This is a genomic window from Tropicimonas isoalkanivorans (genome assembly GCF_900112335.1).
GTDB lineage: Bacteria > Pseudomonadota > Alphaproteobacteria > Rhodobacterales > Rhodobacteraceae > Tropicimonas > Tropicimonas isoalkanivorans.
Genome location: NZ_FOLG01000019.1, coordinates 18,610 through 33,325 on the forward strand (window position 1 = coordinate 18,610; position 14,716 = coordinate 33,325).

At 65.4% G+C, this 14,716-nt stretch carries 8 protein-coding genes; 3 read left to right on the forward strand and 5 right to left on the reverse strand.

All coding sequences use genetic code 11. The features are described from left to right. Positions 1-154: 154 nt before the first annotated feature. A complete protein-coding gene (locus tag BM075_RS21330; protein ID WP_093362734.1) occupies positions 155-7,150 on the reverse strand; it encodes an autotransporter outer membrane beta-barrel domain-containing protein in 6,996 nt (2,331 codons plus the stop codon). 280 nt (positions 7,151-7,430) lie between these two features. After that, positions 7,431-7,901, reverse strand: coding sequence for a nucleoside deaminase (locus BM075_RS21335; protein ID WP_093362765.1), 471 nt, complete (start codon positions 7,899-7,901; stop codon positions 7,431-7,433). Positions 7,902-8,184: 283 nt separating this feature from the next. Between BM075_RS21335 and BM075_RS24245 the strand changes: the two genes are divergently transcribed. The 3 genes from BM075_RS24245 to BM075_RS21350 all read left to right on the forward strand — a co-directional run bounded on the left by BM075_RS24245 (position 8,185) and on the right by BM075_RS21350 (position 11,552). Continuing rightward, on the forward strand, positions 8,185-9,708 hold the full coding sequence (locus BM075_RS24245) for a CAP domain-containing protein (RefSeq protein WP_143089924.1): 1,524 nt from the start codon (positions 8,185-8,187) through the stop codon (positions 9,706-9,708). A gap of 81 nt (positions 9,709-9,789) precedes the next feature. Further along, positions 9,790-10,449 (forward strand): rhomboid family intramembrane serine protease, encoded by a 660-nt coding sequence (locus BM075_RS21345; protein WP_093362735.1) that lies wholly within the window; start codon positions 9,790-9,792, stop codon positions 10,447-10,449. 122 nt (positions 10,450-10,571) lie between these two features. Continuing rightward, positions 10,572-11,552: a murein L,D-transpeptidase catalytic domain-containing protein gene (locus BM075_RS21350; protein WP_093362736.1), complete on the forward strand. Its 981-nt coding sequence runs from the start codon at positions 10,572-10,574 to the stop codon at positions 11,550-11,552. A gap of 123 nt (positions 11,553-11,675) precedes the next feature. On the opposite strand, the gene BM075_RS21355 is transcribed toward BM075_RS21350, so the two are convergent. From BM075_RS21355 to BM075_RS21365, 3 genes are all read right to left on the reverse strand, one after another. Next, complete coding sequence (locus tag BM075_RS21355) at positions 11,676-12,398, reverse strand: hypothetical protein (protein ID WP_218152895.1); 723 nt, start codon at positions 12,396-12,398, stop codon at positions 11,676-11,678. A gap of 75 nt (positions 12,399-12,473) precedes the next feature. Next, a complete protein-coding gene (locus tag BM075_RS21360; RefSeq protein ID WP_093362738.1) occupies positions 12,474-12,947 on the reverse strand; it encodes a hypothetical protein in 474 nt (157 codons plus the stop codon). 182 nt (positions 12,948-13,129) lie between these two features. Then, positions 13,130-14,716: an arylsulfatase gene (locus BM075_RS21365; protein WP_093362739.1), complete on the reverse strand. Its 1,587-nt coding sequence runs from the start codon at positions 14,714-14,716 to the stop codon at positions 13,130-13,132.

Here is a 14,716-nt window from a genome sequence, read left to right on the forward strand (position 1 = left end):
CGTCAATCCGGTTCCGCCAACGGCCCTAAAATTCGGCGAGGTTTCGAGCGTGATGGGAGGGGCGCGACGCGTCCAAACGCGAAATGGGAGCCACGGCACGCCGTGGCCCCCAGGTTTTTTCCACACATTTGACCCGGGCAGGGATGCTCGCGCCCTAGAAGCGGATCTCCAGCCGCAGCGTTCCGGTCGCCTCGGCCCAGTTCTCGGAGAAAAGCGTGTCGACGCTCGCGCCGAGCGTCACTCTCTCGGAGAACGCCGCGTCGATGCCGACCCCCAGATCCGCGAAATACCGATCACTTTCGTCCCGGATCTCGAAAGCGGGCCCGAGGCCGTTTGCGCCGGTCAGCCGAGCCGTGGTCAAGCGCGTCGTATCGGAGAGGATGCCGTAGACCCCAGCTCGCCCGCTGATCGTCATCTCGCGCCCGTTTGCGGTCATGTCCGCATTCACGACCAAGGCAGGGTTGAGGGTCACGAGCGTTTCGTCGTTGGACGAGACATCGAGCCCGAAGGTTCCCGCATCGCTTTCGCGGAAACCGTCGTTCCAGAATTGAGCGACTCCGAGATCGACATAAGGCGCGAGTGACACTTGCGCGCTGACTGGCACGGTTTGGGTCAGCCTAGCGTGACCGGCGATCCAGGACGTGTCGGGATCGCTGCTGGCAGTGACCTTGCCGTCCGGCGTGAGCAGGCCCCGATCGAAGTCGTAGGACTGCCAGCCCCCCGAAAGAGAGGCCGAGAGCGTCGTCGCGCCGAACTGGCCTTCGCCGAAAACGCCCAGCATGAACCGGTCGCCGGAGCCGTCGAAAGCGTCGCTGTCAATCGAGGAGCGATCGTAAGCGGCGCCGAAACCGAGGGTCCATCGCTCGCCCATCTCCCATTCCGCGCCCGCCGCCGCGCCGAAGATCGACTCGTGGTAGGAGGAGGTGAGACCGTCCTCGTCCCGGTAGGCTCCGGTTCCGGAGAGCCGGACCCAGGCGCAGCCCTCGTCGCCGGTCATCGTGACCATGCCGTCATTGACTGGCGAGCCGCAGCCGAAAAGGTCGTTGGAGAAGCGTCGCGCGGCCATCGCCGCCGCATCGGCCGGCACGAACACCTCGCCCGGCGCGAAGGAGGCGTAGATGTCCAGAAGATCCCCGGCGTCAGAGGCGTTCACGAGGAAGAGCGCCAGATCCTCGACGAAATCGAACTGTTCGCCACCCAAGGCAAGTTCGGACTTACGCTGCCCGATCAGGTCGTCGACGTGGCGCCCGAAGCTCAGGTGGTTGGCGGTGACGTTGTCTCCCACCGGCGAGGCGTCGCCCTGCATCCACGCGACGTAGTCGATATCGTAGGTGAGCGTTGCCGAACCCGGGTTGGTCATCAGCCCGTAGCCCATGATCGGGGAGGGCGACACGTCGAGCGCGGCCGCCCTCAATGCGGCTCCGGTGGCGGAGATGATCTGCACCGAGCCCTTGTCGCCGCTCTCTGGGAGCCCCCCGATGACGTTGGGTGCCACGACGCCGGCATATTCGATCTCGCTGGCGCTCTTGATGATCAGCAGATCGCTTTCGACCGAGGTATCCGAGAAGTTCAGGTCCACGTCCGTCGTGCTGCCGCTGAGCACCTGAAAACTCGCCACGTCGAAGGTCGAGGTGCCGATGACGCCGGAGCCCGCCGCCGAGAGCCATCCCGACACGTTCGTGAAGCCGCCGTTGCCGAGATCAATCGTGGTGCCGGAGCCGAAATGGCCCGACTGGTTCACGAAATCGATGCTGCCCGGAGCGCCGGACCCCGGCTCGTCGGTCAGGACCGATCCAGTGATGTAGCCATCATTGGCGACTGCGAGCGCGCCGAGACCGTCGGTTCGGATCACGTAACCCGAGAGGTTGTTCTGCTCGATGAACCCGTCGTTCGTAAGGGTGTTGTTGGTCCCGCCGAAGATGCCGATGGTCTCCGCGCCGTCCTCCCCTGTGCTGACGTTGCCGCTCTCGGCAACGGTGATGACCACGTTGCCCTGCTGCGGCGGGGTCGTGGCCCCCGTAACTGCGAGAGCCGTGCCGCTTGGTGGCAGCGGGGTGACGGTGGGGACGGCGGTTTCACTCTGCGCGAGGATGCCGCGGCCGCCCTCGCCAAGCGCGGAGATCTTGTTCTTTACGGTGACCGTGACGCCACCGGAGGTATCCTTGGCACCGGTGCCGCCGACGGACTGGGCAAAGACGCCCGCGGCGTAATCGCCTTTGACCACGATCGAGCCGTCGACCGTCACGTCGACCGCACCCGCATTGCCACTGTCGCCGGCATTTCCGACAAACGGGTTCCAGCCCTCCTGCAGGATGCCGCTGATCCCGACCGCGCCGCCGGAGCCTGCGACGGACTGGGCAAAGACGCCATGGGCGGTTTCGCCGAACGTCAGGATGCTGCCGGTCGCGATGGTCACGTCGCCGCTGTCGCCACCGGCGCCCGAGGCGCGCTGTATGCCCACGCCGACGCCGAAGTTGAGGTCGCCCCATTCGAAATTCAGCGCCTTGGTCACGTCTCCGGCCGCGCCGCCGCCCCCGCCGACGGATTGGGCGAAGATGCCGCCGCTGCCATTGCCGATGGTCTTGATCGAGCCGCCGGTGTTGGTGACGCTGACCGCGTGTCCATCGCCGCCGCCGCTGCCGAGGCCGCCCACCGACACCGGGCCGAAAAGCCCGCTGCCGCCGACGCCGCCGGTTCCTCCGCCGCCGCCGATGGATTGCGCCTTGATGGCGAAGGAGGTGTCGCCGTTGGTACTGAGGTCGGCGGTGTTGGTTATCGTCAGATCCTCGCCGTCGCCGGCCGCGCCGCCGCTTCCGCCGATGCCGATCTCGGCAGTCGTCCAGAAGGTGATGTTCGCGCCGCCGAAGTACTTCTTGAAGGCGCTATTCGTCTTCTTGGTGGTCCAGGCGCCGTATCCGCCGGCGCCCTCGCCGCCGGTGCCCCCGCCGCCACCGATCGAATAGGCGTCAATAGCGTAGGAGGTGTTGCCGCTGGTCACGATGTCCGCCGTGTTCGTAACCGTGACGGTATCTCCATTGCCGCCCGCGCCGGCCTTGCCACCGACATTGACGTCGAGATTTGCGGTGACGGGCTTTTCGGTGTCGTCCTTGGTCGCCTTGCAGGCATAGCTCGTCTTGTTGGGGGTGAGCCTGCAGAGGCCATTGACGTTGATGTTGGCACTGGACGCCTCGCCGCCCGAGCCGCCGCCTCCGCCGACCGAGAACGCGCGGATGCCGGATGATGTGACTCCCAATGTGGTGATTGCGCCGCTGTTCGTCACGTTCACCGCGTTGGCATTGTTGCCTGAGCCGCCCCCGCCGCCGACATCGACCGCGAGGTTGAACTTGAGGGTCTCCTCGTCACTGCTGCCGATCAGCCGTGCCGCGACGTTGGCGGCGTTGCCGCCGTTTCCGCCGCCGCCGCCGACGGAGCCTGCGAAGATGCCGCGGGAGCCGCCGAGCCATGTGTCGATGGAGCCGGAGTTGTTGACCGTCACCGCCCCGCCGACGTTGCCCTTGCCGCCGCCGCCCCCGACGGAAACACCGATGTTCACGCTGCTGCCGGTGGTGAGCGCCCCTTGAACCGAGCCCACGTTGCCGCCACTGCCGCCATTGCCGCCGATCGACATGGCAGAAATGGCGTCGGCCATGTAGCTGTCAGTCAGGAGGTTGCCGCTGTTCTTGACCGTGACCGCCTTTCCGGTGCCGCCGCTTCCGCCGCCGCCACCCACGTCGACGTTGGCCTGGACCGAGCCGTCGCTGGAGACCGATACGTTGCCGGTATAAACCGAACCGCCGGTGCCGCCATTGCCGCCGATGGATTGCGCCCGGATGGCGCTCGCGCCCAGCCCGAACGTGGAGATCGCGTTGTTGCTGGTCACCGATACGGTGCCGGCAATCCCGCCGCCACCGCCGGCGCCGCCGATTGAGACACCGAGCTCGCCCGTAAGCTCGCCCGCCGTCAACGCCCCCTCGATGACAAGGCCACCGCGCCCTCCTGCGCCGCCCACGGACCGCGCGCCGATACCGTCCGCGAAGGGGCCGACGGTCGTGATGGCGCCGTCAGACGTGACGGAAACATCGCCCGCACTGCCGCCTGCGCCGCCCTTCCCGCCGACGCCGACCTGAATCGCGCCCATCGAAAGGCCGCCGACCGTCGCCGTGGCTTTTGCCGCACCGCCGGAGCCGCCGGTGCTGACCGCCTCGATGCCGTCCGAGAGCGCGCCCTCTGTCTTGATCCGCCCTCCGCTGTAGACATAAACGTCAGAGCTCTGGCCGCCGCTGCCGCCGGACCCGCCGACCGCAATGTTGACCGCGCCCGCCTGAATGGCGCCTGTGGCCAGGTTGAAGCCCGACTTGCCCCCACCGCCGCCGATGGAGGCCGCGTAGATGCCCTCGCTCACCTCGCCCAGCGTCGTGATGGCCGCGCCCGACGTTACGGAAACGGCGCTCGCGTTGCCGCCTGCGCCACCAGACCCGCCGAGCGACGCATTAACCGACAGGCCCGCGGCCACGTCTGCCGCGATGGTTGCTCCGGCCGCACCGCCGCCTCCGGCGACGCTTGCCGCGTGAATGCCGGTCGAGATCTTGCCGGAGGTGGAGATGGTGCCGTCGGCAGCGACCGTCACGGCCCCGGCGGAACCGCCCTTGCCCGCGGACGAGCCCAAGGCAACATCCACGGACACTGCGGAGACGCCACCGCCGGCGATGGTCGTCCCGGATGCGCCGCCGCCGCCCGCGATGGAGAGCGCCGCCACCCCATCGGAGTGGTCGCCTGCCGTGCTCACCGAACCGAGCGAGGTGACGTTCACCGCACCGGACGCCCCCCCGTTCCCACCGGAGCCGCCCTTGGCGATGCTGAGAGATAGCCCGCCGCCCTCGTCCACGGTGATCGCGGCACCCCCAACGCCGCCACCGCCGCCGACTGAGTGGCCGAAGACGCCCTGGGAGTTGTCGCCCTTGGTTGTGACATCGGCAGCGGTCGCCAGGTACACCTCGCCGCCGCTGCTGCCGTGACCGCCGGCGCCCGCGGCGCCGTAGCCGATGGAGATGGCCGGGTTGGCGCTGACGGAGATCGCCGCGCCGCCGGTACCGCCGCCGCCGCCAATGGAACTGACGAGAATCCCGCGGGAGGTGTGGCCGGCGGTCGACACCGTCACAGGGCTGTTTTTGCCATAGCAGGCATCGCTGCCGGCATTGCCTTCGAAGGTATCGCAATAGGCGGCACTCGACGCGTTGCCGCCGCTGCCGCCAGTCCCGCCGATGGCCACGGAAGCGCCGAGCGAGACGGAGACGGCCGACGATCCGCGCCCACCCCCGCCGCCGAGGGACATCGCGTGGAATGCGTCAGCGAAGTCGCCTGTTGTTGCGACCGATCCGGTGTTGACGATTGCCGCCGCACCACCGGTGCCGCCTCCGCCGCCAGAACCGCCCATCGCAACGAGACCGTTCGTGGAGTGGGTTGCGCCACCGCCGCCGCCAGTGCTGGCCGCAACAACGCCCGCTGCGGCCAGTCCGCCCGCCGTGATGTCGCCCGAGTTGGTGACGGTGACCGCGCCACCGCTGCCGCCGGAGCCACCGCTGCCGCCAAGCGCCTTGATCGCGTCCGCGCTGCCGCCGGATCCACCGCCGCCACCGACCGAGTGGGCGTAAAGGCCGTTTGCCACGATGCCGGAAACGGTGATGTCAGCCGCGTTGTCGACTTTCACAGCGCCGCCGTTCCCGCCGGCCGAGCCGGTGCTGCCGAGCGCCTCGACCCCGATGGCGGCGGACGCCTTGCCACCGCCCCCGCCTATCGAGAGCGCCGAGATCCCGTCTGCCGCGAGGCCTTGCGTCGCGATGCTGGCCCCATCGGTCGTGGTCACATTGACTGCGCCGCCGCGCCCGGCGCTCTGGTCGCCAGCGCTGTAGGCGACGAAGCCGACCGCAATGCCGCCGGCACCTGCGAAACCGCCGACGCTCTGCGCGAGGATGCCGCTGCCGTTGATGCCGGTGGTGGAGATCGTGGCATCTGTAGTCACGTTCACTGTGCCACCCGGCCCGCTGCCGGCGCCTGCGCCGCCTTTGCCCTTGCCCGCGAAGGCATCGCCGGAGCCACCGTCGCCCCCCGCTCCGCCATAGCTCTCCGCGAGGATGCCCTGCGCGTCCATGCCCTTGGTCGTGATTTTCGTATTGGAGACGGAGACGCTCGCCGTTCCACCCGATCCTCCCGCGCCGCCGTTGCCGCCCTTGCCGTTGCCGATAAACCTCGATGTGCCGGGTCCCCCGTCGCCACCGGAGCCGGCCGTGCTCGAGGCGCGAACCCCGTGAGACAGCGCGCCGCTCGTGGAGAAGGTTGCTTCGCCGCCGCCCTGGTTGATCTGGACGCTCACATTGCCGCCGGCGCCGCCGGTCCCGCCTGCGCCACCGATCGCTCCGCCTGCGTTCTTTTTCGTCTTGGTGACCAGCGATACACCCAGGCCCCCCAGGCCCCCGTTTCCGCCCACCGAAAGCGCGGCTACGGCCGGCCCGGGGCCTGACAGGTAGATCGCAGCCTCCTCGACCGTCGTCGTCGCTGCTTGTCCGTTGCCGCCGTTTCCGCCTCTTCCGCCGGTCACGTCCCCCCCACCCGCGGAAAGGGCGCCGCCGGTGCCGCCATTGCCACCCGTTGTCATGCTGGAAACCCCGGCCAACGCCCAGGCGATGGAGGCATCATTGACGATGGTGGTGGCGGTGGAGCTGGCGCCACCCGCCCCGCCATTATAGCTTTTGACGCAACAGAGGGCGTCTCGCTCCTTACCGTTGCCTCCCTTGCCACCCTTCGTCTCGCTGCGGATGGCAGGGCCGCCGTTGATGATGGAGGAGTCCGTGCCATCGTAGGTGATCTTCGCGCTGAGCGGCGACTTGCCGTTGGTCGGAGGCTTTCCGTTTTGACCGTTATTCCCTGTGTTGGAGAGTTGGATCGACGGGTCGTTCCCCGACAATTCGATGTTGGAGGTCAGGGACTTGAAGATCAGTTCCTGCAGGTTCACGACGACAGCGCCGTATTGGACGTCGCCTGTGCACGTTGCGACCGAACCGCTGAACGTACATCCTGCGTAGATCGGATGGGCAAGCGCTGTGGTGGAAAAGAGTGTGGCAAGGAAAACGCGCCGCGGGACCGGAAAAGACATCTCTCACCCCCCTGAAAATGAATCGAGTCAGTCGATACAGCCTCCGGGGAACGGCGGAATCGGCGAATTAAAAATGTTAAACTGGATGAAAAATATTTCCGTTACCTGCGGCTTGTGGCAGATTTGAGACATATAGTGTCGTGGCGCGGTAACCTCGTCACGCAGCTGGTGGTCGATGGGCCAGCATTCTCGGGCAAATTCTCACGGGCGCACCTCGCGCACGGAGAAGTGGTGTCGCGTCTCAGGTTGCGGTCTCCGTTCGCGCTTGCGATTCGGGCGTTCACCAGAAGCCCCGGTGATCCTCGACGATTTCTTCCTCGAGTTCGGGAAACGGGCCGCGGACTGCCACCTTGCGTCGTCCGGCCGCGAACACCTCGCGACAGCTCAGATCGAGCGTCAGGTTCTCCGGATTGTCGCCCGTCAATTCTGCCAGCCGCTTTTCGCTGAGGCCATAGACAAGCGTGCCGATCCCGGCCCAGTAGCACGCCCCGGCACACATGCAGCAAGGTTCAACCGAGGTCACGAGCGTGCACCGTTCGAGGAACGCCGGTTCGTATTGCCGCGCGGCCGCCCGGGCCACGTTGGTCTCCGCGTGGCCGACCCCGCGGTCCTGCGCGAAGGTGTTGCCTGACGAAATGAGAACATCGCCGTCCGGTCCGACCAGGAGCGCTCCGAAGGGGTGGTTGCCGCTGGCCCGGCTCTGGGCCGCGATCTCCACCGCGAGACGTAGATAGTCCGTGTCGCTCCGCATGGCCGCCTCCATCGGACACATTGCCCGATGCGGGAAATGTCCCACTTCCCCCGGTCCGCCGCAACGCATTCGACGAGGAGTAGCGCAGTATTTTCCGGACGACGGCGACGGGAACGAGGGCCGGCGACCGGTTGTCCGATGCGGGGGCCGAAGCGGGCGGCGCGGCGGCGACATCCTGCCGAACTTGGCGAAAACTCAACTATCGACTTCCTTTTGCCTAACTCTGCGCGAAATTCCCGGATGCACTGGAAGAACGGTTCCGTAAGCAGAAGAGACGCCAATCATGTCAACCGCAACCTCGGTAGAGCGGCAGATGCTCGACCTGATCAACGCGGCGCGGGCTAAGGAAGGCCTGAACCCGCTGAAGCTGGCGCTCGATCTCAACCAGTCGTCGGAGACTCATAGCCGCTGGATGCTCGGGGCGGATGTCTTTTCGCATACCGGCGCCGGTGGTTCCTCGGCTGGAGACCGGATGAAGGCCGCGGGGTTCGATTTCAGCGGAAGCTGGAGTTGGGGAGAGAACATTGCCTGGCAGAGCGAACGGGGAGCCACCGGTATCGCCGACGACGTGCAGGACCTGTTCACCAGTTTGATGAACAGCTCCGGGCACCGGGCGAACATTCTCTCGCCGAAGTTCGACTATGTGGGTATCGGCGTCGAGCGGGGCAACTTCGAGGGTTGGGACGCGGTAATGGTGACGCAGAACTTCGCCTCCACCTCCGCGAATGTGGCGCTGGATTCGGGAGGCTCGAACTCCACCTTCAATACGGGGCCCGGCGACGACGTGATAAGCGGCAGTGACTCGGCGGACGAGATCTTTGGCCGGGCCGGCGCTGATGTCCTGAAGGGCGGAGGCGGCGCCGACCAGTTGCACGGCGGCAAGGGAAACGACCTCCTGAAAGGCCAGGGCGGGCGCGACACACTTTACGGCGACCTGAACGCGGACACGCTTCTGGGCGGCAACGGGGCGGACAAGCTCGACGGCGGTCAGGGCTGGGACGAGTTGCATGGCGGCAGTGGCCAGGACCGACTAATGGGCCAGAGGGGCAACGACACGCTCTACGGCAACGGCCATTCCGACACTCTGCTGGGTGGGGCCGACAACGACAAACTGTATGGCGGATGGGGCGCGGACGTCCTGAGGGGCGGAACCGGCGCTGACAGGCTGCACGGCGCCAAGGGCAATGACCTGCTGCGGGGGCAGGGCGGGCGCGACAGCCTTTTCGGCGGCCAGAATGCCGACACGCTTCTGGGTGGCAACGGAGCGGACAAGCTCGAGGGTGGCCAGGGGGCGGACGAACTTCGCGGCGGCCGGGGGAATGACCGCCTTGAAGGGCAAAGCGGCGCCGACCGGCTCTTTGGCAACGGCCATGCAGACACGCTGCTCGGCGGGGGAGGCCACGACAGGCTGCGCGGCGGTTGGGGCGAGGATCTGCTGAAGGGCGGGGCCGGCAGGGATCGACTGACCGGCGACGGTGGCAATGACAGGCTCATCGGAAACGGTGGCGCGGACGTTCTGAAAGGCGGGGCCGGCAGGGACAAGATGATTGGCGGTCATGGCAACGATAGACTGGTCGGCGGAAGCGGGGCTGACCGGTTTGTTTTCCATCGAGGCGACGGCGACGATGTCATCGGCGATTTTTCCGCCGGGATCGACAAAATCGACATCGACGGAGGCGCCTCGCGGTTCGGCCAACTGGAGATCACGAGGGTTGGGTCCGATACCGTCATCGAATTCTCCGACGTGTCGATCACGTTGCAGGACATTCGTCCGGGGCAACTCGACCAGCAAGATTTCTTGTTCTAACGGGTTGCGCCTCGTGTCCGGCGCCATAGGTCGGGTCAGATAATCGTTCCCCCCGCCGCGGCGTTGGACTAGCACCAGACCATGCGTTCCCCGACCCCACCGACGCCCCCCCGTTCTCACCGCAGCCAGGAGGTTGGCGCACCGGCGTTTCTCTGGGTGCTTGTCGGCGCGATGGCCCTGATCGAACTGATCCTTAGTGCCGCCGATGCCGGCATTGTTGGATCGCCCGGGTGGCGTTGGGGCGCCTACCGCGTCGGGGCCTTTTGGCAACCGCTTCTGTCCGGGGAGGTCATTCCGGTCTTTCCCGGCCAGTCGGTTACGATGTTTGGCACCTACGCGTTCCTGCATGGGGGACTGATGCACCTGGTCTTGAACAGCGTCGTCCTGCTCGCGCTCGGAAAGTTCGTGTCCGCAAGCATCGGTCCGGGCAGGACCCTTCTGGTCCTCCTGTTCGCGGCGCTTGGCGGCGGTCTGGCATTTGGACTGATCTCGTCCAGCGGTCTTCCCATGATTGGAGCATCGGGGGCCGTCTTCGGCCTGATCGGCGTCTGGCAAACGTGGGATTTCCTCAGACGTCGACGGGCGCACCGGCCGCTCCAGCCTGTGGTGCGATCCGTTCTGGCCCTGGTGATCGGGAACGTCGTGCTGTTCGTTTTCCTGAACGGCGGATTGGCATGGGAAGCGCACCTTGGGGGGTGGCTGGCCGGTTGCGCTGCGGCGACATCATTTGCCCGTAGATGATCCCCAAAACGGTGTGAACCTTGGCCCAGTCCGCATCGGCCGGACTTGACTGGAATATCGCGTCCGCGTCCGCGATTTATGCTATGTTCGCGTCGAGGATACTCGGGCAGGAGAACAAAGCGATGCAAACAAAGTCGCTACGCCTCATTTTGGCCGCCACGCTCGTGGCCGCCGTGTCGGGCGCAGTACCAATTCCCGCGAAAGCGCAAACCTCCGGCGTTCCGCCCTGGCTGCAGAAACATGTCGGCACCGGCGACGGACAGATCGCGCCGGTTGTTCTGCAAAGGGCACGGGAACTCTACCGGCAAAAGGTGAGTCAGCGTGAGGTCAGGAACCCCTGTTATCTGGCCATGGATGCGACCCGGCCGAGCACAGCGCCGAACGGCGATCCGGGGCAGCGGTTCTACGTGATCTGCGAGCAGGCGAAATCGTTTCGCGCGGTGTCATCCGGCTACGGAAACGGGCGGAAACTCAAACGCGCGGACTTTTCCAATGGTCGGCAGTGCGCGAGGAACTTCTCCAATGCCGAAGGGTCGAAGCTGACGATGGGAGGGCCCTATGTGACGGCGGAGACGCGAACGTCGTTCAAGGGCTATTACCGTCAGTCGGGCCAGAGGAGGCCACTCCAACGCACGTTTCTTTTGTTTGACGGAGAAGGCGAGACGGAGAATGCGCGAGAGCGGGCCATCGGCGGGCACCCGGCCGTTTTCGTAAAATGGCAGTGCCGCTACAAGGATCCGAGCAGTTCCCACGCTGACGAGGAGGGGTACGTTCCCTATGGAGCGCTGGTGAACTACACCGGCGGGCGCAGCAATGGTTGCACGACATGGTCGCAGTCCGCGTCCGAGGAAATCCTCAAATTGGTGAAGGGAAATCCGACGACTCTTTACATCTACCCGGAGTCCCGCGACATCAGCGCCGTCGCCACCGCAGTCAAGACGGGGGCCTCCCTTTCGCAGGCCGGGCTCTACTGGAACGCATCCTGCCTGAAGGCAATCGGTGCGCCGATCTTCTGGCCCAAGAAAACGCTGCAGCCCATCATCAACGAATGGAGGCGCTCCCTGCCGAAGCAGCCTCCGCTTGAACTGCCTGTCTGCAAATGAGGCCATCGCCCGTGCAATGACTCGCGGCTCACCGCACGGACGCCCTTCGCCGTTCGCAGCCGTCATAGCAAACGCTTGGGCAAGCGCACGCCGTCCCGAGGACTTGGATTTTTCGGGGCGACCTCAGTCCGTCGCGAAGCAGTAGATCAGGCCGACGCCGCCCGTCTTCGGCAAATCCGCCTCGCCGCATCCGGCTGTGCCGTGAGACGAATTCCATGACACCATGCTCTTGGACTCGTTCAGGCCAGCGCGGTCATGGTGGCCGACGATGGCAGAGCCTTCGCCATTGCTGGTCCAGTTTTTGCAGGTGGTGTCGGCGCCTTCGGACGTCAGTTGGCCGGCCGTTGAGTAATGGCCATTGAAGTCCGATCCGGTCAGGATGTCGTGTTCCAGCGGCTCATCTCCTCCGCGCCCGTTGATCGGATTGCCGGTCTCGTCCAGCGCGGTTTCGAGGTTGATGTTGTTGTTCTCCGAATGCAGGTCCTCCACGTCCTTTGCGATCATCACCCCTTTGGCGTTGTGCCATGGGCCGGTCCCGATCCGGTCCCGCGCGCTGACGCCGTTGACGATCGTGGGCGTTTCGCCGCTGCGGTCTATGAACATGCTCGTGCTGAGATAGGCTGCCCACGTGCGTGTGGAGCCGGCGGCCTCAGCAAGAGCGGTGCAGTGCGCGTCGGCGCCCTCCAAGCCGCCGAAATTGGCGCCGTCGCCGGACCCTCGGCTGCTGACGAAGAACGACATCTGGTTGGCGTCGTTCGCCGATTGAGCACTGCTGCTGGCTACGCCAACAATTGTCACCAGCGAGCCTGCCGCGAAAAAGGCTGTGCGATGTAACATTCTAAGCATGCGGGCCTCCCCCCTATGAAACTCCAATGTAAATAATCCAGCGGTCCGACTTTCTTCTGGCATGACGCGGCCCCATCAGGGGAGCGTCACCTCGCCGGTCACGTTATTGGTGTAGACCCCCTGATCGTCGCTGCCCGCGTCGAAGCGTCCGCCGCCGGTGGCGGATTCCCACTTTCCGGAGCCACCGACGATCTCCCAGGTTCCCTGGGTGCGGCCCTCGGAACTCATTCCGTCCGCCGTCCAGCCGATAACGGCCATCTCGCCGTCCTGATCCGTGTAATGGCAATTGCCGCCACCCGAGACGGTGCCAGCATTGACCAGGATCGAGCCGAAGCAGTCTCCCTTGAACGACTCCATCGGATTGTCCGGGTTCCCGCCTTCGAAGCCGGAGTATTGCGTGGTGGCGTGGACGACCACGAGGTCGTCACGAACCGACATTGGCGTGTTCGCCGCGGTTCCTTGCCCCGTTCCCGATACGTCGAATGTCTCGGCCACTGCGGGTGTGCCAAACCCCACAAGAACGATCACGGCAACCTGAATGAGCTTCATGAGTCCCCCCTTCCGAAAAACCGGCCTGATGATGGCCGATCCGGGGAGTTTACCACAGGTCACCCGTTTCCCGAGACTGACGCTTCAGACGGCCTCGTTCCCCGTCGCAAAGGGCGACCCGGCTAGCTCTCCGAGGCCTGGTTGGAGACGGGGTGTTGGCCCGCTTCCATTCTTTGTCAGGGTCACTGCATTGCCTTGCTCATGAAGTCCTCGACGATGTTCGACATGTCGAAGGATGCGCCGCCCTGTACCGGCGGGTAGTCGGCAAGCGACTGCAGGTGCTGACCCATCAGCACGTTCATCGGTTGGATCAGCCAGGACACCTTCTGCATGAGGTGGCCATAGGCGTCCGTGCTGTCATAGCTCTCGAACGGGTCCATGCGGATGTTAAAGACCATCGGCGCCGTGCGCGCCTCGATGGTGTCGTAGTAGTCCTCCTTGGTTGAGAAGTGGAACTTCCACGGCCCCATCCGCACCGCCATCAGCTTGCTCTCGTAGTAGTAGAAGAGGCTGTTGCGGCTCGAACGCTCCTGCTCGCCCTCCCAGTAGGCGAGGTTGTCCACGCCGTCGATATACTGTTGCTTCTCTTCCAACACCTCTGCGTTGACATCCTCGATGCCGGCCGCGGCGGCCAGAGTCGTGAACATGTCCTGGTGCTGCTGGATGCCGTTCAGGACCTCACCTTCAGGGAAACGTCCCGGCCAACGGATCATCGACGGCACGCGCACGCCGCCTTCGTAGGTGGTCATCTTTTCGCCGCGGAACGGCGTGGTGCCACCGTGCGGCCAGGAATTGTGCTCCGGCCCGTTGTCGGTCGAGTACCAGACGATGGTGTTGTCGGCGAGGCCATGCTCGTCCAGCCAGTCAAGGACCAGCCCGATGTCGTGGTCATGCTGGAGCATGCCGGACCCGTAGAGGTCGGCCTCCGACGTGTATTCCTCGGCCGCATAGCGCCATTCGTCATTAAGCCGCGTGTAGAGATGCATCCGGCTTGTGTTCAGCCAGACGAAGAACGGCTCGCCCGCTTCATTGGCCCTCGCCATGAAGTCGACGGCCATCGGGATCATCTCGCCCGCGTCGAAATCCTTCATGCGCTCCTGTGTCAGGGGCCCGGTATCCTCGATGGTCTGCTTGCCGACCCTGCCGAAGCGCGGCATCTCCGTCGGGTCGTCTTCCTCAGTGGCGAAGGTGTGCAGCACGCCGCGGGTGCCGAACTGTGCTTCATATTCCTCAAGACTGCCGGAGAACGCCTCGCCGAAGTTCTGGTAGTCACGCTGCTCGGCCTCTTCCTGTGTGTTCAGGTGGTATAGGTTGCCGAAGAACTCGTCGAAGCCGTGGACAGTCGGCAGGTGTTCGTTTCGGTCGCCAAGGTGGTTCTTGCCGAACTGCCCGGTGCGGTAGCCGATCTCTTTCAGCTCCTCGGCCAGCGTCGGCGATGCCGACTGCAACCCGAGCGGGGAGCCGGGCTGACCGACGGTCGTCATGCCAGAGCGGATCGGGTACTGGCCTGTGATGAAGGCGGCGCGACCGGCGGTACAGCTCGGCTGCGCATAGTGGTCAGTGAAGCGAATGCCCTCCTCGGCGATCCGGTCGATGTTAGGCGTGGTGTAGCCCATCGTGCCCATCCCGTAGGCCGACACGTTCTGCCATCCGATATCATCCCCCCAGATGACGAGGATGTTCGGCCGCTTTTCTTGCTCCTGCGCCACGGATGGCGCCGCGAGCCCCAGCAGGCTGAGGGTTAGTATCAGAACATGAGTCCTCCCCAT

Coding starts and splice junctions, on each gene's coding strand:
- BM075_RS21330 (WP_093362734.1), bottom strand. CDS start 7,150: ATGTCTTTTCCGGTCCCGCGGCGCGTTTTCCTTGCCACACTCTTTTCC.
- BM075_RS21335 (WP_093362765.1), bottom strand. CDS start 7,901: ATGCGGAGCGACACGGACTATCTACGTCTCGCGGTGGAGATCGCGGCC.
- BM075_RS24245 (WP_143089924.1), top strand. CDS start 8,185: ATGTCAACCGCAACCTCGGTAGAGCGGCAGATGCTCGACCTGATCAAC.
- BM075_RS21345 (WP_093362735.1), top strand. CDS start 9,790: ATGCGTTCCCCGACCCCACCGACGCCCCCCCGTTCTCACCGCAGCCAG.
- BM075_RS21350 (WP_093362736.1), top strand. CDS start 10,572: ATGCAAACAAAGTCGCTACGCCTCATTTTGGCCGCCACGCTCGTGGCC.
- BM075_RS21355 (WP_218152895.1), bottom strand. CDS start 12,398: ATGCTTAGAATGTTACATCGCACAGCCTTTTTCGCGGCAGGCTCGCTG.
- BM075_RS21360 (WP_093362738.1), bottom strand. CDS start 12,947: ATGAAGCTCATTCAGGTTGCCGTGATCGTTCTTGTGGGGTTTGGCACA.
- BM075_RS21365 (WP_093362739.1), bottom strand. CDS start 14,716: ATGGGGAGGACTCATGTTCTGATACTAACCCTCAGCCTGCTGGGGCTC.